The sequence below is a fragment of the Paraoerskovia sediminicola genome (assembly GCF_030296575.1).
GTDB classification, from domain to species: domain Bacteria; phylum Actinomycetota; class Actinomycetes; order Actinomycetales; family Cellulomonadaceae; genus Paraoerskovia; species Paraoerskovia sediminicola.
In genome coordinates this window covers 2,882,125-2,902,094 of record NZ_AP027729.1, presented here as the reverse complement: position 1 = coordinate 2,902,094, position 19,970 = coordinate 2,882,125, and the positions used below count along the sequence as shown (strand labels likewise).

16 protein-coding genes and 2 pseudogenes are annotated in these 19,970 nt (G+C 72.3%); 2 read left to right on the top strand and 16 right to left on the bottom strand.

The genetic code is table 11. From position 1 onward, the window contains the following. Nucleotides 1–38 precede the first annotated feature (38 nt). From QUE47_RS13405 to QUE47_RS13380, 6 genes are all read right to left on the bottom strand, one after another. On the bottom strand, nucleotides 39–1,037 hold the full coding sequence (locus QUE47_RS13405) for a phosphatidylinositol mannoside acyltransferase (protein ID WP_286217696.1): 999 nt from the start codon (nucleotides 1,035–1,037) through the stop codon (nucleotides 39–41). Then, a complete protein-coding gene (gene pgsA, locus QUE47_RS13400; RefSeq protein ID WP_286217695.1) occupies nucleotides 1,034–1,741 on the bottom strand; it encodes a phosphatidylinositol phosphate synthase in 708 nt (235 codons plus the stop codon). Before pgsA ends, QUE47_RS13405 begins: the two co-directional genes overlap by 4 nt. Beyond that, entirely contained in the window at nucleotides 1,741–2,337 is a 597-nt protein-coding gene (locus QUE47_RS13395; protein WP_434019689.1) for an HIT family protein, read from the bottom strand. Before QUE47_RS13395 ends, pgsA begins: the two co-directional genes overlap by 1 nt. Nucleotides 2,338–2,340: 3 nt before the next feature. After that, the gene (thrS, locus tag QUE47_RS13390; protein ID WP_286217694.1) at nucleotides 2,341–4,320 is read right to left on the bottom strand and encodes a threonine--tRNA ligase; all 1,980 of its coding nucleotides are present in this window, start codon (nucleotides 4,318–4,320) and stop codon (nucleotides 2,341–2,343) included. Between the two features lie 162 nt (nucleotides 4,321–4,482). Next, nucleotides 4,483–4,653, bottom strand: a complete 171-nt coding sequence (locus QUE47_RS13385; protein ID WP_286217693.1) for a hypothetical protein — start codon at nucleotides 4,651–4,653, stop codon at nucleotides 4,483–4,485. Between the two features lie 57 nt (nucleotides 4,654–4,710). Beyond that, nucleotides 4,711–6,225, bottom strand: coding sequence for an MFS transporter (locus QUE47_RS13380; protein ID WP_286217692.1), 1,515 nt, complete (start codon nucleotides 6,223–6,225; stop codon nucleotides 4,711–4,713). 109 nt (nucleotides 6,226–6,334) lie between these two features. Here QUE47_RS13380 and QUE47_RS13375 point away from each other — a divergent pair, with 109 nt between their 5' ends. Continuing rightward, the gene (locus tag QUE47_RS13375; RefSeq protein ID WP_286217691.1) at nucleotides 6,335–6,733 is read left to right on the top strand and encodes a DUF3467 domain-containing protein; all 399 of its coding nucleotides are present in this window, start codon (nucleotides 6,335–6,337) and stop codon (nucleotides 6,731–6,733) included. A 32-nt stretch (nucleotides 6,734–6,765) separates the two neighbouring features. Here the strand turns inward: QUE47_RS13375 and QUE47_RS13370 are convergent, their stop codons facing one another. From QUE47_RS13370 to QUE47_RS13325, 10 genes and pseudogenes are all read right to left on the bottom strand, one after another. Next, the gene (locus tag QUE47_RS13370) at nucleotides 6,766–7,872 is read right to left on the bottom strand and encodes a threonine aldolase family protein (protein WP_286217690.1); all 1,107 of its coding nucleotides are present in this window, start codon (nucleotides 7,870–7,872) and stop codon (nucleotides 6,766–6,768) included. Between the two features lie 64 nt (nucleotides 7,873–7,936). Then, nucleotides 7,937–9,282 (bottom strand): annotated as a pseudogene (allB, locus tag QUE47_RS13365) (allantoinase AllB). A 66-nt stretch (nucleotides 9,283–9,348) separates the two neighbouring features. Further along, nucleotides 9,349–10,577, bottom strand: a pseudogene (locus tag QUE47_RS13360) (glycerate kinase). A gap of 4 nt (nucleotides 10,578–10,581) precedes the next feature. Next, nucleotides 10,582–12,360, bottom strand: a complete 1,779-nt coding sequence (gene gcl, locus QUE47_RS13355; RefSeq protein ID WP_286217689.1) for a glyoxylate carboligase — start codon at nucleotides 12,358–12,360, stop codon at nucleotides 10,582–10,584. A 31-nt stretch (nucleotides 12,361–12,391) separates the two neighbouring features. Then, nucleotides 12,392–13,288: a 2-hydroxy-3-oxopropionate reductase gene (locus tag QUE47_RS13350; RefSeq protein ID WP_286217688.1), complete on the bottom strand. Its 897-nt coding sequence runs from the start codon at nucleotides 13,286–13,288 to the stop codon at nucleotides 12,392–12,394. Nucleotides 13,289–13,353: 65 nt separating this feature from the next. Next, nucleotides 13,354–14,208 carry a hydroxypyruvate isomerase family protein gene (locus QUE47_RS13345; protein WP_286217687.1) on the bottom strand — a complete coding sequence of 285 codons (855 nt, stop codon included), beginning with the start codon at nucleotides 14,206–14,208 and terminating at the stop codon, nucleotides 13,354–13,356. A gap of 313 nt (nucleotides 14,209–14,521) precedes the next feature. Further along, nucleotides 14,522–15,349 (bottom strand): bifunctional allantoicase/(S)-ureidoglycine aminohydrolase, encoded by an 828-nt coding sequence (locus QUE47_RS13340; RefSeq protein ID WP_286217686.1) that lies wholly within the window; start codon nucleotides 15,347–15,349, stop codon nucleotides 14,522–14,524. Then, nucleotides 15,346–16,779 (bottom strand): DUF6986 family protein, encoded by a 1,434-nt coding sequence (locus QUE47_RS13335; protein ID WP_286217685.1) that lies wholly within the window; start codon nucleotides 16,777–16,779, stop codon nucleotides 15,346–15,348. Before QUE47_RS13335 ends, QUE47_RS13340 begins: the two co-directional genes overlap by 4 nt. Nucleotides 16,780–16,784: 5 nt before the next feature. Next, nucleotides 16,785–18,386 (bottom strand): malate synthase A, encoded by a 1,602-nt coding sequence (gene aceB / locus QUE47_RS13330; RefSeq protein ID WP_286217684.1) that lies wholly within the window; start codon nucleotides 18,384–18,386, stop codon nucleotides 16,785–16,787. Next, a complete protein-coding gene (locus QUE47_RS13325) occupies nucleotides 18,386–19,822 on the bottom strand; it encodes an NAD-dependent malic enzyme (protein ID WP_286217683.1) in 1,437 nt (478 codons plus the stop codon). The genes aceB and QUE47_RS13325 overlap by 1 nt, the downstream gene beginning before the upstream one ends. On the opposite strand from QUE47_RS13325, the gene QUE47_RS16960 reads away from it, so the two are divergent. Next, the gene (locus tag QUE47_RS16960) at nucleotides 19,816–19,881 is read left to right on the top strand and encodes a hypothetical protein (protein WP_350227755.1); all 66 of its coding nucleotides are present in this window, start codon (nucleotides 19,816–19,818) and stop codon (nucleotides 19,879–19,881) included. The two genes, QUE47_RS13325 and QUE47_RS16960, sit on opposite strands and share 7 nt — an antisense overlap. The last annotated feature ends 89 nt before the right edge of the window (nucleotides 19,882–19,970 follow it).

The following is a 19,970-nucleotide window of genomic DNA, read 5'->3' as shown; positions in this document are numbered from 1 at the left end:
CCGGCGCGGCGCGGCGTCCGACCGGCGCGCTCGGGGGCTCACTCGGGACCACCGGACCCGGGCACGGGGTGGGTCTGCTGCGACTGCTCCGGTGCGCGACCGGACCGGACCGCGGCGTCCCGGTCGGGGTCGAGGTCGTCGACGAACACCCGCTGGAGCATGTGCCAGTCCTCCGGGTGCGTCCGCAGCGCCCGCTCGTACGCGGTGACCCACGCCTGGGTGGTCGCGGAGACCTGCTCGCCCCGCGGGAGGTCGCGGTCGACCGCGACCTCGGGCGAGAAGTCCAGGACGATGCCCCAGGGCGAACCGGCCGCTGCGCGACGGGCCCCGCGCAGCCGCTCGTAGTAGATGTTCGTCGCGAACAGCGGCGCTCCAGCGACCGCGAGCGCCGCGGGCCCGGCGGCCACCCGGGCGCGGTGCCCGAAGAGGTCGACCTCGACGCCGCTCGCGCCGAGGTCGCGGTCGGCGAGCAGGGGGACCAGCTTCCCGGGTCCCTGGACGGCGCGCACGAGGGTGCGGAACACGTCCTGGTCGCCGAGCGCGAGGATCTCGATGCCGATCGAGTTGCGGAACCTCAGGAACTCCTCGTACAGCTCGGGCGGCTCGAGCCGCTCCGCGACGGTGAGCACGGGGGCGAGGTTCGGCGTCGCCCAGGCTCCGGCGAGGTCCCAGTTGCCCTGGTGACCGAGCGCGAGCACGGGCGTGCGTCCCTCGGCGATCCGGGCACGGACCGCGTCGGCTCCCACGGTCCGGACCCGCGCCGCGATCTGATCCGCGGTGAGCGCCGGGAGCTTGAACGCCTCCTTGTAGTAGCGCATGTACGAGCGCATGGCCGCGCGGCTCAGCGCGCGCAGGGCGCGCTCGTCGAGCTCGGGTCGCACGCGGCCGAGGTTCTTCTCCAGGCGGCGCACGCCGGAGCCGTGGCGCGCCCAGGTCACGTCCGCGACGAGGCGGAAGACCCCGCGCAGGAGCGGCTCGGGGACCCGGTAGGCGTTGCGCCAGGCGAATGCGAAGGCCTTGCCCGTGTCGAGCTTCACGTGTGGCTCCCCTGCCCGCTGCCCGGCTCCCCTGGTGCGCCGGGCTCGCCCGGCCCACCCTGCTCGCCCTGCGGACCCGCCTCGGCGCGTGCCCCTGCTGCGGTGAGCTGGCGCCGGACCGTGGCCATGCGCTGGACCACGGTGACGAGGCTCGCGACGGCCAGCAGCGCGAGCACGACGACGAGCAGGACGGGGGTGACGCCGAGCCCGACGAGCCCCGCCGCGACGAGGGAGGCCACGAGCCGGTCAGCGCGCTCGGCGATCCCGACGGACGCCGTGCAGCCGATGCTCTCGGCCTTGGCGCGGGCGTAGGAGACGACGCCACCGAGGACGAGACAGGCGGTGGCGGCGCCAAGCCCCCACGGCGCCCACGACGCGTCCTGGGTCCAGAAGTAGAGCACCAGCCCGGCGAACACCGCGCCGTCGGCGATGCGGTCGAGCGTCGAGTCCAGGAACCCGCCCCACGGGCCGCTCGTCCCGCGCTGGCGGGCCATGTTGCCGTCGAGCACGTCGGAGAACGCGAAGACCATGATGGCCATGGTCCCGGCGAACAGGTGGCCGGTCGGGAAGAGCCAGAGAGCCGACACCACGACCCCGAGGGTGCCGACGACCGTCACGGCGTCGGGCGTCACGCCGAGGCGGAGAAGCAGGGCGCCGAGCGGGGTGAAGGCGCGGGTCATCACGGAGCGGAGACGGCTGAACATCAGGCGTCCTCCCCTGGCGCCGGCCAGGCGGCCGCGAACCGGTGGCGCGTGTCGCTCAGCAGCTGGGGTACGGCCTTGGTCTGGCCGACGATCGGCAGGAAGTTCGCGTCGCCGGTCCAGCGCGGGACCACGTGCTGGTGCAGGTGCGCGGCGATCCCGGCGCCGGCGACCTCGCCCTGGTTCATCCCCAGGTTGAACCCGGCGGGGGCGGAGACGCTGCGGACCACGCGCATCGCGGTCTGGGTGAGGCTCGCGAGCTCCGCCGTCTCCCCCGCGGTGAGGTCCGTGTAGTCCGCCACGTGGCGGTACGGGCACACCATGAGGTGCCCCGAGTTGTACGGGTACAGGTTGAGCACGACGAAGCAGTGCTCGCCGCGCGCCACGATCATTGAGTCCTCGTCGCTGCGCGCCGGGAGGGAGCAGAACGGGCAGGCGGCCGAGGTCGCGTCGGCCGGCTTGTTCTCCCCGCCGATGTACACCATGCGGTGCGGCGTCCAGAGCCGGTCGAACGAGTCCTCGCGCGGGGCGAAGCCCGAGGCGTCGTCGACCCGTGGGGCCTCGGGCCGGCCGGCGCCCGCCGGGTCGTGTCCCACCACGCGTCAGACCTGGACGCGGTCGCGGACGGCGGTGACGATGCGCTCGACGGCCTCGGCCACCGGCACACCGTTGTCCTGGTTGCCGTCGCGGTAGCGGAACGACACCGCGCCGGCCTCGGCGTCCTCGCCTCCGGCGATGAGGACGAACGGCACCTTCTGCGTGCTCGCGGTGCGGATCTTCTTGCCGAAGCGGTCGTCGGAGACGTCGACCTCGGCGCGGATCCCCTGCGCCCGCAGCTGCGCGACGACGTCGTGCAGGTAGTCGTTGAACGGCTCGGCCACCGGCACGGCGACGACCTGGACGGGTGCCAGCCACGCCGGGAACGCGCCCGCGTAGTGCTCGAGCAGCACCGCGAAGAAGCGCTCGATCGAGCCGAACAGGGCGCGGTGGATCATCACGGGCCGCTGGCGCGACCCGTCGGCGGCCGTGTACTCGAGCTCGAACTTCTCGGGCAGGTTGAAGTCGAGCTGGATGGTCGACATCTGCCAGGTCCGACCGATGGCGTCGCGGGCCTGCACGCTGATCTTCGGCCCGTAGAACGCCGCACCGCCCTCGTCGGGGACGAGCTCGAGGCCGGACGACGCCGCGACCTCGGCGAGGGTGCGCGTCGCCTCCTCCCAGACCTCGTCGGAGCCGACGGACTTCTCGGGGTCGCGCGTCGAGAGCTCGAGGTAGAAGTCGTCGAGCCCGTAGTCCTTGAGCAGGTCGAGGACGAACGTGAGCGTCGTGGTGAGCTCGTCGCGCATCTGGTCGCGGGTGCAGTAGATGTGGGCGTCGTCCTGCGTGAAGCCGCGCGCGCGGGTGAGCCCGTGGATCACGCCCGACTTCTCGTACCGGTAGACCGTGCCGAACTCGAAGAGGCGGAGCGGGAGCTCGCGGTACGAGCGGCCCCGGCTGTCGAAGATCAGGTTGTGCATGGGGCAGTTCATCGGCTTGAGGTAGTAGTTCTGCCCCTGCCGGGTGACGTTGCCCTCGTCGTCGGTGACGGCGTCGAGGTGCATCGCCGGGTACATGCCCTCGGAGTACCAGTCGAGGTGACCGGACGTCTTGAAGAGCTGCTCCTTGGTGATGTGCGGCGTCGCGACGAACGAGTAGCCGCCCTCGATGTGCTTGCGCCGCGAGTAGTCCTCCATCTCGGTGCGGATGATCCCGCCCTTGGGGTGGAAGACGGCGAGCCCCGAGCCGATCTCGTCGGGGAAGGAGAACAGGTCCATCTCGGTGCCGAGACGCCGGTGGTCGCGCCGCTCGGCCTCTGCCAGGCGGTCGAGGTAGGCACGCATCTCGTCCTTGGTGGGCCAGGCCGTGCCGTAGACGCGCTGGAGCTGCGGGTTCTTCTCGCTGCCGCGCCAGTAGGCGGCGGCGCTGCGCATCAGGGAGAAGCCGTTGCCGATGAGCCGGGTGCTCGGCAGGTGCGGTCCCCGGCACAGGTCCTTCCAGACCACGGTCTCGCTCTCGCGGCCCGCGCCCCGGACGTTGTCGTAGATGGTGAGCTCGCCGGCGCCCACCTCGACCGAGACCCCGGCGTCGGTGTCGGACGCCGTCGCGGCACCACCCTTGAGACCGATCAGCTCCAGCTTGTAGGGCTCGTCGGCGAGCTCGGCCCGGGCCTCGTCCTCGGTGACGACGCGGCGGACGAAGGTCTGCCCCTCCTTGACGATGCGGGTCATCGCCTTCTCGAGGGCTTTGAGGTCCTCGGGGGTGAACGGGGTCTCGACGTCGAAGTCGTAGTAGAACCCGTCGGTGATCGGCGGGCCGATGCCGAGCCGCGCCTGCGGGTTCACCTGCTGCACGGCCTGCGCGAGGACGTGCGCGGCGGAGTGCCGCAGGATGTCCAGGCCGTCGGGCGAGCCGATCTCGACGACCTCGACGACGGCGCCGTCGACGAGGTCGGTCGCCAGGTCCCGGAGCGCACCGTCGACCCTGATCGCGGCGACGTCCTTGCGCTTGCCGTAGAGGTCGGTGCCGGTCGTCCCCGTCTCCACCGTGACCTGCTCGCCGTCGACGGTGATGGACAGGGGCGGGCGTCGTCGGGCACGGGGTGACTCCTCGGTCGGTGGGCCGCGTGGGCCGGCAGCGGTCAGGGCGCCGCCGTCCGGCGACGCCCTGACGATGGTACCGACTACCGGTGCACCGACATCGACATTTCAGTCGTTGAGCTTCTTCGCCTGCTCCGCGAGGGCGTCGACCCCGCTGTCGACCTGTCCCGGGGTCTTGTCCTTGATCTGGTCGGCGACGTCGTCGATCTGCTCGTCCGAGAGGTTGCCGGCCGCGCCCTTCGCCTTGTCCATCATTCCGCCGAGTCCGTCGAGACCCATGGGAGCTCCTCCGTTCGGGTGGTGAGGGCGAGCGGGTCCGCTCGTCCTCTCGTCACGCTAGTCCTGGTCACGAGAACCGGCCTCCTCTGCCGCGTCCTTCGCGGTCAGCGGCTCGGCGATGTCCTCGAGCGACTTCTGCTCCGCGCCGACCCCCAGGAAGATCGCGACCACGCCACCCAGCGCCATCAGCCCCGCGCCGATGTAGTAGCCGATCGCGATGCCGGAGATGTCCCCCGCGGCGTCCGCGTTCTCGATCAGGCGGCCGAAGAGCAGCGGCCCAGTGATGCCCCCGACCGCGGTGCCCACGGCGTAGAAGAGCGCGATGCACAGCGCTCGGGTCTCCATCGGGAAGATCTCGCTCGCCGTCAGGTACGCGGAGCTCGCACCCGCCGAGGCGAAGAAGAACACGACCATCCCGAACACCGTCAGGCTCGCCGCGGTGAGGTTCCCGAGCTGGAGGCCGGCGACGGCGAGCAGCACGCCCGAGACGATGTACGTCCCCGAGATCATGCGGACCCGGCCGAGCTTGTCGAACAGGGGCGACAGGACGAGTGCTCCTACGAAGTTGCTGACGGCGAAGAGCGCGATGTAGACGCCGGTCTGGTCGACGTCGAGGAACGTCTGGAGGGTGTCCCCGTAGGTGAAGAAGAAGGCGTTGTAGAGGAACGCCTGGCCGACGAAGAGGAACAGGCACAGGACCGTGCGCCGGGGGTAGTCCTTGAGGACCGTCCGGGCGACGCGAGCCAGCCCGACGGTGTGGCGCTGCTTGATCTTGATGGTCGTCTCGACGTCCGCGAGCTCCTCGCCGGTGGCCTCGGCGACGGTGCGCTCGACGTCGGCGACGATCTTCTCGCTCTCGTCCTCGCGTCCGTGGATGAACAGCCAGCGCGGGCTCTCCGGGACGTGGCGACGGACGAAGAGCACGGCCAGCCCGAGGAACGCCCCGAGCGCGAAGCAGAGTCGCCAGCCGATCCCTGCCGGGATCAGGTTCGGGTCGAGGAGCGGGATCGTCAGCAGCGCACCTCCGGCCGCACCGAGCCAGTAGGACCCGTTGATGGTGATGTCGATCCGGCCGCGGTACTTCGCCGGGATCAGCTCGTCCACGGCCGAGTTCACCGCGGCGTACTCTCCGCCGATGCCCAGCCCCGTCACGAACCGCATCGCGAAGTAGTAGAGCGGGTTCATCGAGAAGGCCGTCAGCACCGTGCCCGTCAGGTACACGAGCAGGGTGATGATGAAAAGCTTCTTGCGGCCGAACCTGTCCGTGAGCTGTCCGAACCCGAGCGCCCCGACGCACGCGCCGGCGACGTAGATCGCGCCCGCCATGCCGATCTGCGAGCTCGTCAGACCGAGCCCGTCCTCGGACTTCAGGACCTCGGACAGGTTGCCGACGATCGTGACCTCGAGCCCGTCGAGGATCCACACGGTCCCCAGCCCGATGACGATCATCCAGTGCCACCGCGACCAGGGCAGCCGGTCCATGCGGGCCGGCACGTCGGTGGTGATGGTCCGCAGGCCCTTGCCTGTGGACGAGCTGCTCTCGGGCTCCTGGCCCGTCGTCTTCGTCGACATGAGCAGTTCGTAGACCTACGGGTGCTGACTCGCACGCGGTAGCGTCGGTGAGGCGACCCGGTCCTGAACCGGTCTGACCGTCGCGGAACGCTCTTTCAGGAGGTAGCACGTGGCGCAGGACCAGGCACGACCCCGCAGGAACTTCCAGATCGAGCTCCCCAGCGAGAACGAGGCCGGGGTGCCGGCGGACTTCGCGTCGATCTGGCACACGCCCTCGTCCTTCGTGCTCGACTTCGTCGCGATGAAGTCTCCCGCGGTCCCCAAGGAGGACAAGGAGACGGGCGAGCGGGTCATGACGACGCCCGTCAAGGTCGTCTCCCGCGTGCGGATCCCCCCGGACCAGGTGTTCGAGATCGCGAGCGCGCTGACGAAGCAGCTCGACGCGTGGGAGAAGGAACGGGCGCAGATCGCCGCCGCCCGCGAGCCCCGCCGACCGGACGGCCCGGCAGGGACGACGGACCCCGACGGGTCCCACGACCCGTCCGACCCCACGAACCACGGCTCCTGAGCCCGACCCGCACCCGGGCAGGGCGCAGGCCGTCAGACGCCCGCGACCTGCGCGACCAGCGCTGCCGCCTCCTCAGGGTCCAGCCCGAGCGCACCGTCCCCGACGACCACTTCCGCCGTCGTCCGACCCGGCTCGGTACCCGCCCGCCAGGGTGATGTGAGCGCGATGCCGCGGCCCGTCGCGAGCGCGAGCGACCTGCGGTTGGCGTCCTCGGCGTCGCCCGCGGCGTGGAGCAGGAACGTGTTCGTGCGCGGCACCTCCGGCTGGACCGTGATCCCGGCGGGCAGGGCGGCCGCGAGCCGCCCGGCCCACGCCACGACGTCCGGCATCAGCGGGAGCCTCTCGCGCAGGCCGACGAGACCGGAGACCGCCTCGGCCGTCTGGCGGAAGATCGTGCCGCCCGCACGGCGACGCCACACCCGGGCCTCGGCGAGGACGTCGGCCGGGCCGACGAGCACCGAGCCCGCCTGGCCGCCGAGCCCCTTGTAGAGCGACACGTACACGGTGTCCGCGAGCGCCACGATCTCGGCCAGCGGTCGACCGAGCGCGGGCTGGGCCTCCCAGAGCCGCGCGCCGTCGAGGTGCAGCCGGATCCCGCGTTCCCGGCAGGCGGCGGAGATCGCCGCGAGGTCCTCGAACGACGGGACGGCGCAGCCGGCGTCGCGCAGCGGCAGCTCGACGAGGACGGCGGCGAGCCTGCCCGGCAGCGCGTCGACGTGAGCGGCGGTCGGGGTGACCGGGCCGGTGGTCAGGTGCTCGATCCGCAGGTCCTGGAGGATCCGCGGCCCGTCCTCCTCGTGGACGAGCAGGTGGCTGAGGTCGGGCATCGCGACGCGGCGGCTGCCGGACCGGTCGGCCCAGATGCGCAGCGCGATCTGCTGGGCCATGACCCCGGACGGGAAGTATGCGGCGCCCGGGGTGCCGAGGACCTGGGCGACCTCCTCCTCGAGCATCGCCACCGCGCCGCCCTCGCCGTACTGGTCGAAGGCGTCGACGCCGAGGTCGCGGGCCGCGTCGGCCAGCGCGGCGAAGGCGTCCGCGGGACTGGCCGGTCGGGTCCAGGAGATGGTGCTCGGCGCGCTCGCGAGCGCGCGCCGGAGCTGGTCGGTCAGTTCGCTGCTCTCGCTCGTGCCGGGCATGCCGTGATCGTCCCAGACGTCGAACGACGTGGCTCACCCGGGCGCGGCCGCGCCTGCCCGGCGGTCAGGCCTCGCGGGTCAGGAACCGCCCGCGCGGCACGTCGAGGTGGATCCGCTCGCCGCGCAGGTACGTCTGTCGGACCCGGCCGGTGAGCCCTCGGCCGTCGTAGGGCGAGACCGGGTTCTTGTGCTGGAGCTGCTCGACGTGGGCCTCGTACGTGTCCTCGGGTCCGAAGATCACGAGGTCCGCGTCGTTGCCGACGGCGATGGCCCCCTTGCGTGGCACACGGGCCACGGCCGCGGGGGCCGAGGACATCCAGGCCACGACCTGCTCGAGCGGGATGCCCCGCTCTCGGGCCTCGGACCAGACGAGCGAGAGGCCGAGCTGGAGCGACGAGACACCGCCCCACGCGGTGCCGAAGTCGCCGTCGGCCGGCAGCTTGAGGTCGACGGTCGCGGGCGAGTGGTCGGAGACGATGCAGTCGATCGTCCCGTCGACGAGCCCCTGCCAGAGCAGGTCGCGGTTCGCGGCCTCGCGGATCGGCGGGCAGCACTTGAACGCCGTCGCGCCGTCGGGCACGTCCTCGGCGACGAGGGTCAGGTAGTGCGGGCACGTCTCGACGGTGAGGCGCACCCCGTCCGCCTTGGCGGCGGCGATCATCGGCAGGGCGTCGGACGACGACAGGTGCAGGATGTGCGCCCGTGCGCCCGTGCGTCGGGCCGCCTCGATCACGGCGGCGATCGCGCGGTTCTCGGCGTCGCGGGGGCGGGAGGCGAGGAAGCCCGCGTAGCCCGGCCCGTGCGGCTGCGGCGCGGCCTCGATCGTGTCGTGGTCCTCGGCGTGGACGATCAGGAGCGAGTCGAGGCCGCCCAGCACCTCGAGGTCGCGCTCCATCTCGTCCGCCTCGAGCGGGGGAACTCGTCGACGCCCGACGGCAGCAGGAAGCACTTGAACCCGAACACGCCCTCGTCGTGGAGGGGCTCGAGGTCGCCCGAGTTCCCCGGCACGGCGCCGCCCCAGAAGCCCACGTCGACGGAGAGCTTGCCCAGGGCCGCTGCACGCTTCTCGTCGAGCGCCGCGGCGGTGACGGTCGGCGGGATGCTGTTGAGCGGCATGTCGAGCACCGTCGTGACGCCCCCGGCGGCAGCGGCCCGGGTCGCCGAGGCGAAGCCCTCCCACTCGGTGCGGCCCGGCTCGTTGACGTGGACGTGCGTGTCCACTAGCCCGGGCAGCAGCACCGCCGCGTCCGGCACGTCCACCACCCGGCCGGCGCGCAGCGCTCGTCCGAGCGGTTCGACGGCGACGATCACGCCGTCACGGACACCGACCTCGCGGGCGGCGATCACGCCGTCCGCGAGCACGCGGCGTCCGCGCAGGACGAGGTCGAGTCGGGTCTGGGGCTCGTTCACGGGTTCCTCCGTCAGGTCGTTCGTCGTCGGGGCGGGTGATCGCCCCGGACGGGTCAAGTCTCGTGCTCAGCCGAGGCGCGTGCGCTCCGGGCGGGTCGTCGAGCGGTACACCTTGCCGACCGCCCGGAGCTGGGCGAGGTCCCCCGCGACGATCTGCCCCACGCTCTCCAGCAGCGCCGGGGCCGTCGCCATGCTGCGGTCCGCGTCCGGTTCGAGGTCCGAGAGCCGGTACACGCGGGCGAACCCGGCGTCGGCCAGCCTCGCGTCGTCGAGCGACGTGACGCCGCAGACGGCGACCACCGTCACCCCGGCGTCGAGCGCCGCCTGCGCGACGCCCATCGGAGTCTTGCCGCCGAGGCTCTGCTCGTCCAGGCTCCCCTCCCCCGTCACCACGAGGTCGGCGCCGACGAGCGCCTCGGCGAGGCCGGTGAGGTCACGGACCAGGTCCACCCCGGCGACCCGCTGCGCGCCGAGGACGGCGAGCGCACCGAAGCCCACCCCGCCGGCGGCACCCGCGCCGGGCGCCTCGGCCGCGCGGCGCGCGCCCTCGACGCCGGCGGACCCGAGCGCGTCCACGAACCGGTCCAGGCCGGCGTCGAGGCGAGCCACGTCGTCCGCCGACGCGCCCTTCTGGGGCCCGAACACCGCCGCGGCGCCGCGCTCCCCGAGCAGGGGTTGTCCACGTCGCTCGCCAGGGTGAACCTCGTCCGCGCCACACGCGGGTCGAGGTCGTCCAGCTCCACCCCGGCGAGCGACGCGAGACCGCCGCCGCCCGGCGGGACCGGGGCGCCGTCGTCCGACACCAGGCGGGCCCCGAGGGCGACGAGCATGCCCGCGCCCCCGTCCGTGCAGGCACTGCCGCCCACGGCGAGGACGACGTGGTCGCACCCGAGGTCGAGGGCGGCCCGGATCAGGTCCCCCGTGCCGCGGCTGGTGGCGTCGAGCGCGCGGAGCTCGCCACCGGGGAGCAGCGCGAGGCCCGAGGCCGCCGCCATCTCCACGACGGCCTCCGTGCCGCGCACGGCGAGGGTCGCCTCGACCGGCTCACCGGTCGGCCCGGCGACCGTCACGGCACGGGCCGTGAAGCCCGCCCGCAGCGCGGCGTCGCAGGTGCCCTCGCCCCCGTCGGCCACCGGGACCTCGTCGACGACGAGGTCCCGGTGCGAGTCCGCGGCCCCGGCGAGCAGGCCGCGCCGCAGCGCGGCCCCGACCTCGACCGCGCTCGCCGACCCCTTGAACTTGTCGACGGCGACGACGACCCGGGCAGGGTGCGCGTCGGACCGGTGGGAGCTCACGGCGTCAGTCCAGCAGGGCGATCGTCGCGGTCGGCGCGTCGGCACCACGCTCGGCGAGGTCCTCGAACTCGACCACGTTGTCGATCTCCGTGCCCATCGAGATGTTCGTGACGCGCTCGAGGATCACCTCGACGATCACCGGCACCTGATGGGTCTCGGCGAGCTGCCTCGCCTCGGCGAGGCCGGCGGAGATCTGCTCCGGGTCCTCGACGCGCACGGCCTTGCAGCCCAGGCCCTCGGCCACCTTGACGTGGTCCACGCCGTAGCCGTTGGTCTCCGGCGAGTTGATGTTCTCGAACGCGAGGGACACGTCCTGCTCCATCTTGAACCCGCGCTGCGACTGCCGGATCAGCCCGAGGTACGAGTTGTTCACCACGACGTGCACGTACGGCAGGTTGAACTGCGCCCCGACCGCGAGCTCCTCGATCATGAACTGGAAGTCGTAGTCGCCCGAGAGCGCCACGACGTTCGCGCCGGGCTTGCCGCGCACCACCCCGAGCGCGGCCGGGACCGTCCAGCCGAGCGGCCCGGCCTGACCGGCGTTGATCCACCGGCGCGGGCCATACACGTGGAGCATCTGCGCGCCCGCGATCTGCGACAGGCCGATCGTCGACACGTACGTCGTGTCCTCGCCGAACGCCTTGTTCATCTCCTCGTACACGCGCTGCGGCTTGATCGGCTGCACCTCGAAGTGCGTCTTGCGGTGCATCTGGCCCTTGCGCTGCGCACAGTCGGCGACCCACAGCGAGTAGTCCTTGAGGCCGTCCGCGTCGCGGCGGCGGCGCGCCACCTCGAGCATCACGTCGAGGAACGCACCGGCGTCGGACGTGATGCCGAGGTCCGGCGAGAACACGCGGCCGATCTGGGTCGGCTCGATGTCGACGTGGACGAACTTCCGTCCCTCCGTGTACGTCGCCACGCTGCCGGTGTGGCGGTTCGCCCACCGGTTGCCGATGCCGAGGACGAAGTCCGAGGCGAGCATCGTCGCGTTGCCGTAGCGGTGCGAGGTCTGCAGGCCCACCATGCCGGCCATCAGCGGGTGGTCGTCGGGGATGACGCCCCAGCCCATCAGGGTCGGGATCACGGGCACGTCGAGCAGCTCGGCCAGCTCGACGAGCTTGTCCGAGGCGTCGGCGTTGATGATGCCGCCGCCCGCGACGATCAGCGGGCGGTCCGCGGCGAGCAGCATGTCGAGCGCCTTCGCGGCCTGCCGCTCGCTCGCCCGCGGCTTCTCGACCGGCAGCGGCTCGTACGCCTCGGGGTCGAACTCGATCTCGGCGAGCTGCACGTCCATCGGCAGGTCGAGCAGCACGGGGCCCGGACGACCCGAGCGCATGAGCTGGAAGGCCTTGGCGAACGCGCCCGGCACCTGCGCGGGCTCGAGGACCGTCATAGCCATCTTGGTCAGCGGCTTCGCGATCGACTCGATGTCGACGGCCTGGAAGTCCTCCTTGTGGAGCTTCGCCACCGGGGCCTGCCCGGTGATGCACAGGATCGGCACCGAGTCCGCGGCCGCGGCGTAGAGGCCCGTGATCATGTCGGTGCCCGCGGGCCCCGACGTGCCGATGCAGATGCCGATGTTGCCCGGGGCCGAACGGCTGTAGCCGTCAGCCATGTGAGAGGCACCCTCGACGTGGCGGGCGAGCGTGTGGCGGATCCCGCCGTGGGCGCGCATCGCCGAGTAGAAGGGGTTGATGGCCGCGCCCGGCAGCCCGAAGGCCTCGGTCGCGCCCTCGATCTCGAGAATCTTCACCGCGGCGTCCACGGTGCGCATCTTCGCCATGCTCCTGCTCCTGTCCTGTGGTCCGGGTGGGTCAGTCGTTCGTCGTGGTCGAGCCGCGGCCCGAGAGCTGCTCCACGAGCAGCAGGAGGGCGGAGTGGTCGAGGTTCCCGTGGCCCTCCGCACGCAGCGCGCCCATGAGCTGGGCGGTCATCGCGCCGAGCGGGATCGCGACGCCGGCCTCGCGGGCCGCAGCCGTGACGATGCCGAGGTCCTTGTGGTGCAGGTCGACCCGGAAACCCGGCTCGAAGCTGCGGGCCGCCATGCCGGCGGCCTTGCGGTCGAGGATCCGGTTGCCGGCGAGCCCGCCGGCGAGGACCTCGATCGCGGCGGCGGTGTCGACGCCGTGCGCCTCGAGGAACACGAGGGCCTCGGCGACGAGCTCGATGGTGCCCGCGACGATCAGCTGGTTCGCGGCCTTCACGGTCTGCCCGGAACCCGCGGGGCCGACGTGGACGACCGTCTTGCCGACCGCCTCGAGCACGGGGCGCGCCGCCTCGACGTCCTCGGCGGCACCACCGACCATGATCGACAGGATCCCCTCGATCGCGCCCTGCTCGCCGCCCGAGACGGGGGCGTCGACGGCACGCACGCCGGCCTCGGCGGCCGCGGCGGCGAGGCGCACGCTCACGTCCGGGCGGATCGTGCTGGCGTCGACCCACAGGACGCCCTGCGGTGCGTTCGCGAAGACGCCGTCCTCGCCGAGCACGACGGCCTCGACGTCGGGCGAGTCCGGGACCATCGTGATGACGACCTCGGCGCCGGAGACCGCGTCCGCGATGCTCGTCGCAGCGCGCCCGCCGTGTGCGGCGAGCTTCTCGGTCGCGGCCGACGAGCGGTTGAAGCCGGTGACGGTGTGCCCGGCGTCGACGAGGTTGCGGGCCATGGGCAGGCCCATGATGCCGAGTCCGATGACGGTGACGTTGGCCATGGTGTTCTCCTTCGAACGAGCGTGCTGCAGGTCTGGGGTCTGGTGCGTGGGGCCGGGTCGGCCGGTCAGGCGCGGGTCGTGGCTGGGCTGGTCGGCGTGCTGGTCGGCGCGCTGGTCGGCGTGCCGGCGCGCTGCTCGGCGGGGAGCCAGGCGAACGGGTCGGCCGCGCTGGTCTTGTACTCGAGGCCGACGGTGCCCGCGTAGCCGAGTGCGGCGCTGCGGTCGAGCCACGCGGCGAGCGGCAGGTCGCCGGTGCCCGGCTCGCCCCGACCGGGGGCGTCGGCGATCTGGATGTGGCCGAAGCCGGCGGCGTGCGCCTCTATCACGGTGGCGACGTCGTCACCGTTGACGGCCAGATGGTAGAAGTCCGCGAGGAGCTCGATGTTGGTCGCGCCGCACTCGGCACGGACCCGGTCGATGACGCCGAGGGCATCCGCGGCCGTCAGGAGCGGGTAGCGCGGTGCGCCGCTGACGGGCTCCAGCAGCACGGTCCCGCCGATGCGCCCGACCCCCGCGGCGGCGAGCGCCAGGTTCTGGGCCGCGACGTCGTCCTGCTCCTCGGGTGTGAACGCGTCGTCCCGGTTCCCGTAGAGCGCGTTGAAGGCGCGGCACCCGAGACGTTCGCCGATGCCGGCGACGACGTCGATGTTGTCGCGGAACCGCGCGCTGGTCGCGGGCGACGACAGCAGGCCGCGGTCGCCGGCCGGCATGTTCCCGGCGTCGAAGTTGAGGCCAGTGAGCTGCACGCCGGCGTCGGTGATCGCGCGCTCGAAGGCGGTGACGTCGGCGTCCGAGGGCACCGACTCGGCGAACGGCCACCAGAACTCGACCTGGGTGAAGCCAGCGGCGCGGGCCGCGGCGGGGCGCTCGAGCATGGGCAGATCGGTCAGGAGGATCGAGCAGTTCACGGTGTACGACATCTTCGGCTCCTCAGCGAGTCTGGATCAGCGTCTCCGTCGGCCTCATCGGCCGGTTGATTCCGCTTCGTGGAAACTAACTTCTGTCTGATGAAAATCCTAGGCCCGATGTCGGGTCCCGTCAACACCTCCGGCCGTCGGGCTCCGCGGTCGCGCGCGCCGAGTCGGACGTTCGCGGGGCCCTCGGGCCGCGCAGACCCCGCGAATGTCGACCTCGTGCAGGCCAGCGGCCGAGAACGACGACGCGCCGCCCCCGCCCGGAGAGGGCGAGGACGGCGCGGGTGGCGCATCCGGACGAGGCGCGCGAGAGGCGAGGTCAGCGGCGCGTGAGCCGCACCTGGCGGTTGACGTCCTTGTAGAGCAGGTAGCGGAACCGCCCCGGCCCGCCGGCGTAGCAGGCCTGCGGGCAGAACGCCCGCAGCCACATGAAGTCCCCGGCCTCGACCTCGACCCAGTCGTCGTTGAGCCGGTAGACGGCCGTGCCCTCGAGCACGTAGATGCCGTGCTCCATGATGTGCGTCTCGGCGAACGGGATCTTGCCGCCCGGCTCGAAGCTCACGATGTTGACGTGCATGTCGTGCGCGAGGTCGTCGGGGTCGGCGAAGCGCTGCGTCTTCCAGGCCCCGTTCGTGCCGACCATCTCCTTGCCCTCGACGTCGCGGTCGTGGGTGACGAACGCGGCGGGGGTGTCGTACCCCTCGACGGGCTCGTACTCCTTGCGGACCCACTGGAACGCGGCCGGCACGTCGCCGTCGTTGCGCAGGGTCCAGGTGGCACCCGCCGGGACGTACACGTAGGACCCGGCCTCCAGGTGGTGCGACTCCCCCTGCAGCGTGAGCTCGAGCGTCCCGGAGAGCAGGAACACGACCGACTGCACGGCGACCTCCGGCTCGGGCTTCTCGCTGCCCCCGCCCGGGGAGACCTCGACGATGTACTGCGCGAACGTCGTCGCGAAGCCCTCGACGGGGCGCGCGAGCACCCAGGTGCGCGTCGCCGTCCACCCCGGGAGGTTGCTGGTGACGATGTCCCGCAGCACCCCCTTGGGGATGACCGTGTAGGCCTCCTTGACGACGGCCCGATCGGTGAGCAGCTCGGTCTGGTCGGGCAGACCCCCGGTGGGTGCGTAGTACGTCGGTGCGGTCACGAGCTCGCTCCTTGCTGGTCGGTCGGCTTCTGGTCGGTCCGGGTCGTGCTGGTGGTGTCGGACGGCGTCCCGGCGGCCGGGCGGGGACCCGTCGCCCCGGCGGTCGGCGCGGCGGATACAGCCGCGGGTCGGGCCGGGAAGGCCAGCTCCCGCAGCGCCGGGACGTCGAGGCCCGCGTCCCGCCGGACCTCGGCGTCGTCGATCGCCCCGCAGGCGAGTCCCCGGGCGACGAACCGGGCGAGCGCCCGGGCGGTCGCGGGCTCGTCCATGACGCCGCCCTCGACCTGGTGGGTGTAGTCGTGCAGGCGCTTCGCGGCCGCGGCGAACCCCGACCGGTAGAACGCGTACGTCGCGGCGAACCGCGTGGGGAGCTGCGCCGGGTGCAGGTCCCACCCCTGGTAGTACCCGTTCGCGAGCGAGCGCCCGACCAGGCGGGCGTGGAGCGCCCACGCCGACCGGACGTCGTCCGGCTCCCCCACCGGGACGACGTTGGTCGACCCGTCGGAGAGGTTGACGCCCGTGCCGGCGACCGCGACCTGCATGACCTGCTTCGCATGGTCGGCGGCCGGGTGCTCCATCGACTGGTGCTGGGCGGAGATCTGCAGCGACGCGCTGTAGTCGTACGTGCCGTAGTGCAGCGCGCTGACCCGACCCGCGGCACGGTGCAGCACCTGGGCGACGGGGACGGTCCCGTCGGCCGCGAGGACCAGCTGCGGGGTCTCCATCTGCACCTCGAACCGCAGACGGCCGGGGACCAGCCCGTGACGCACCTCGAGCTTCTCGCAGACCGTGATCATCGTGTCGACCTGGTCGACCGTGGTGACCTTCGGGAGCGTGAGCACGAGGCCGTCGGGCAGCCCGTCGGCGCCGAGGCCCGAGACCAGGCCCGCGACGAACAGGTCGAGCGTGCGCAGACCACGGCGGCGGGTCGGCGCCTCGAAGCACTTGAACCTGATGCCGACGAATGGGGGCGCGACCCCGTCCCGGACGGCGGTGACGACGTGCGCGGCCGCGGCGAGGACGTCGCGGTCCTCGGCCTCGTCCCCGCGGTCGCCGTACCCGTCCTCGAAGTCGAGACGCAGGTCCTCGACGGGCTCGGCGGCGAGCTTCGCCGCGACGCGCGGCGCGACCTCGGCCACGAGGGCCGGCGCGAGACCGGCGACCTCGCAGACCGCGTCGAACCCGCCGGCCGAGACGACCGCCGCGCGGGCGACCTCGGCCCACTCGTTCGGCAGCGACGGCAGGTACCGGTCCCCCGGCACGTACACCGTGTGCACGGGCTGGCGCGCCGAGCTGTCGCCCGGGTACGCCGTCGCGAGCAGCTCGTCGGTGCCGGCGAGCGACGCGTCCGCGGCGGCGAGGTCGGCCTCCGTCAGGACACCCGCGGCGACCGGACCGGCACTGCCGACCGACGCGACGTCGTCCTGCACCGCCGTCACCGGGCGCCCATGAGCTCGTACGCCGGGAGCGTGAGGAAGTCCACGTACTCCTCGGCCGTGCAGAGCTCGTCGACGAGGCGGGCCGCCGGCACGTAGTGGTTCTCGAACGCCTCGGCGGGGACCTCGCCGCGCAGCCGCTCGACCTCCTCGCCGAGGATCTCGCGGACCAGGTCGACGGTGACCGTGCGACCGGTGTCGGCGAGGGTGACGGCGCCGTGGACCTGCTGCCAGACCTGCGAGCGCGAGATCTCGGCGGTCGCCGCGTCCTCCATGAGGTTGTGTATCGCCACGGCACCGTTGCCCGAGAGCCAGACGGCGGTGTACGCGACCGCGACGTAGAGGTTGGATCGCAGGCCGGCCTCGGTGACGTCGCCGGTCGCGGACGAGACGTCGAGCAGCTGGGCCGCGGTGACCTCGACCTCGGGTCGCTGCACGTCGAGCTGGTTCTGCCGCTCGCCCAGGACGTCGTCGAAGACCTCCTGGCAGGTCGGCACCAGGTCGGGGTGCGCGACCCACGAGCCGTCGAACCCGTCGGACGCCTCGCGGCGCTTGTCGGCGCGGACCTTGGCGAACGCCTGGGCGGTGACCTCGGGCTCGCGACGGTTCGGGATCACGGCGGCCATGCCGCCCATCGCGAACGCGCCCCGGGCGTGACAGGTCTTGACCAGGAGCTCCGTGTACGCGCGCATGAACGGCGCGGTCATCGTGATGCTGCCGCGGTCCGGCAGCACGAACTCCTCGCCGGCGTCGCGGAAGTACTTGACGATGCTGAACAGGTAGTCCCAGCGCCCGGCGTTGAGACCCGACGCGTGGTCGCGCAGCTCGTAGAGGATCTCGTCCATCTCGAACGCGGCCGGGATCGTCTCGATGAGAACGGTCGCGCGGACGGTGCCCTGCGGGACGCCGAGCGCGTCCTGGGCGTGCACGAACACGTCGTTCCACAGGCGTGCCTCGAGGTGGCTCTCGGTCTTCGGCAGGTAGTAGAACGGGCCCTGCCCGTTCTCGGCGAGCAGGCTCGCGTTGTGGAAGAAGTGCAGGCCGAAGTCGACGAACGCCCCGACGGCAGGCTTGCCGTCGACGGTCACGTTCGCGTCGTCGAGGTGCCACCCGCGGGGTCGGACGACGGGCAGCGACAGCGGGGCGTCCTCGCGCAGCGCGTACTGCTTGCCCTCGGGCGACGTGAAGGCGAGCGACCCGCGCGCGGCGCCCGCGAGGTTCACCTGCGACTCGACGACGTTCTTCCACGTCGGGCTGCTGGCGTCCTCGAGGTCGGCGAGCCAGACCTTGGCGCCCGAGTTGAGGGCGTTGATCGCCATCTTCGCCGGGGCGGCCGGGCCGGTCATCTCGACGCGGCGGTCGCGCAGGGCCGCCGGAGCGGGCGCCACGGTCCAGTCGCCGGCGCGGACGTCGGCCGTCTCGGGGAGGAAGTCGAGCTTCTCCCCCGCCGCGACACGCGCGCGTCGCTCCGTGCGGGCGGCGAGCAGCTCGTCACGGCGGGCCGCGAACCTGGTGTGCAGCCCCTCGACGAAGGCGAGCGCCTCGTCGGTGAGGATCGTGTCGGCGCCGGCGACGTCGGACGCGGTGTGAGAGATGGTCATCAGGACTCCTTCGAGGTCTCGTGCGCTGCGTTCTGCGAGCTCTGGGCGGCTCGGGCCTGGTCGACCACGTGGACGATCGCCCCCGCGACGTCGGAGGCGACCTGCGCGTCGAACACGCTGGGGATGATGAAGCTGGGGTTCAGCTCGTCCGGCGCGACACGGTTCGCGATCGCCTCGGCGGCGGCGACGAGCATCTCCGGGGTGATGTCGCTGACGCCGGCGTCGAGGAGGCCGCGGAAGATGCCGGGGAACGCGAGGACGTTGTTGATCTGGTTCGGGAAGTCGCTGCGACCGGTGGCGACGACCGCAGCGTGCTTGGCCGCGAGCAGCGGGTCGACCTCCGGCGTCGGGTTCGCCATCGCGAACACGATCGCGCCGTCCGCCATCGAGGCGATGTGCTCCTCGCCGAGGATGTTGGGCCCGCTGACCCCGATGAACACATCGGCACCGACGATCGCCTCGTGGAGAGACCCGCGCACGCCCTCCGGGTTGGTGCTGGCCGCGAGCTCGTTGCGGTGCGCGTCCTCGTAGGTCTCGTCCGGGTCCAGGACCCCCGTGCGGTCGCAGGCGACGATGTTCTTCGCGCCCTGGATCTGCAGGAGGCTGATGATCGCCGAGCCGGCGGCGCCGACGCCCGCGACCACGATCTTCACGTCGGCGAGGTCCTTCTCGACCACGCGCAGGGCGTTCGTGATGCCGGCGAGCGTCACGATCGCGGTGCCGTGCTGGTCGTCGTGGAAGATCGGGATGTCGAGCTCCTCGCGCAGCCGCCGCTCGATCTCGAAGCACCGCGGGGCGGCGATGTCCTCGAGGTTCACGCCGCCGTAGCCGGGGGCGAGCGCCTTGACGATCGCGATGATCTCCTCGGTGTCCTGCGTGTCGAGGGCGACGGGCCAGGCGTCGACGTCGGCGAACTGCTTGAACAGCACGGCCTTGCCCTCCATGACGGGCATCGCCGCTGCGGGGCCGATGTTGCCGAGGCCGAGCACCGCGCTGCCGTCGGTGACGACGGCGATGGTGTTGCGCTTGATCGTCAGGCGGCGCGCGTTCGAGGGGTCCTCGGCGATCGCCATGCACACGCGGGCGACGCCCGGCGTGTACGCGCGGGACAGGTCGTCGCGGTTGCGGATCCGCGCCTTCGGCTTGACCTCGAGCTTGCCACCGAGGTGCATGAGGAAGGTCCGGTCGCTGACGGCCCGGACGGACGCGCCGTCGATCTCCTCGATCGCGGCGCGGATGCGCTCTGCGTGCTCGGGTCCGGAGGTGTCGCACGTCAGGTCGACCGTGATGGTGTCGTGGCGGGACTCGACGACGTCGAGCGCCGTGATGGCCGCCTTCGCGCCCGCTGCGGCCTGCGTGAGCTCGCTCGTTGCGGTGAAGCTCGGTCGCGCGTCGATGCGCAGCGTGATCGAGTTGCCGGGGCTGTTCGTTGGCATGCTTCCTCCTCGTCGAGGTCCGCGGGCGCCGCATCGTCCGTGTCAGGAGGCTGGAGTGAGCCTGCTGGGCGGTGTCGGCGCCGCGTCGACCATGTTTTCCGTATGTCGGATACTATGTTCTACAGAGCGGAATGACAAGCGCTCACCG

What these genes read in the sequence shown, in the direction of transcription:
- pgsA (WP_286217695.1), bottom strand. Translation starts at nt 1,741, where the DNA reads ATGTTCAGCCGTCTCCGCTCCGTGATGACCCGCGCCTTCACCCCGCTC.
- QUE47_RS13385 (WP_286217693.1), bottom strand. Translation starts at nt 4,653, where the DNA reads ATGGGTCTCGACGGACTCGGCGGAATGATGGACAAGGCGAAGGGCGCG.
- QUE47_RS13380 (WP_286217692.1), bottom strand. Translation starts at nt 6,225, where the DNA reads ATGTCGACGAAGACGACGGGCCAGGAGCCCGAGAGCAGCTCGTCCACA.
- QUE47_RS13370 (WP_286217690.1), bottom strand. Translation starts at nt 7,872, where the DNA reads ATGCCCGGCACGAGCGAGAGCAGCGAACTGACCGACCAGCTCCGGCGC.
- gcl (WP_286217689.1), bottom strand. Translation starts at nt 12,360, where the DNA reads ATGGCGAAGATGCGCACCGTGGACGCCGCGGTGAAGATTCTCGAGATC.
- QUE47_RS13350 (WP_286217688.1), bottom strand. Translation starts at nt 13,288, where the DNA reads ATGGCCAACGTCACCGTCATCGGACTCGGCATCATGGGCCTGCCCATG.
- QUE47_RS13345 (WP_286217687.1), bottom strand. Translation starts at nt 14,208, where the DNA reads ATGTCGTACACCGTGAACTGCTCGATCCTCCTGACCGATCTGCCCATG.
- aceB (WP_286217684.1), bottom strand. Translation starts at nt 18,386, where the DNA reads ATGACCATCTCTCACACCGCGTCCGACGTCGCCGGCGCCGACACGATC.
- QUE47_RS13325 (WP_286217683.1), bottom strand. Translation starts at nt 19,822, where the DNA reads ATGCCAACGAACAGCCCCGGCAACTCGATCACGCTGCGCATCGACGCG.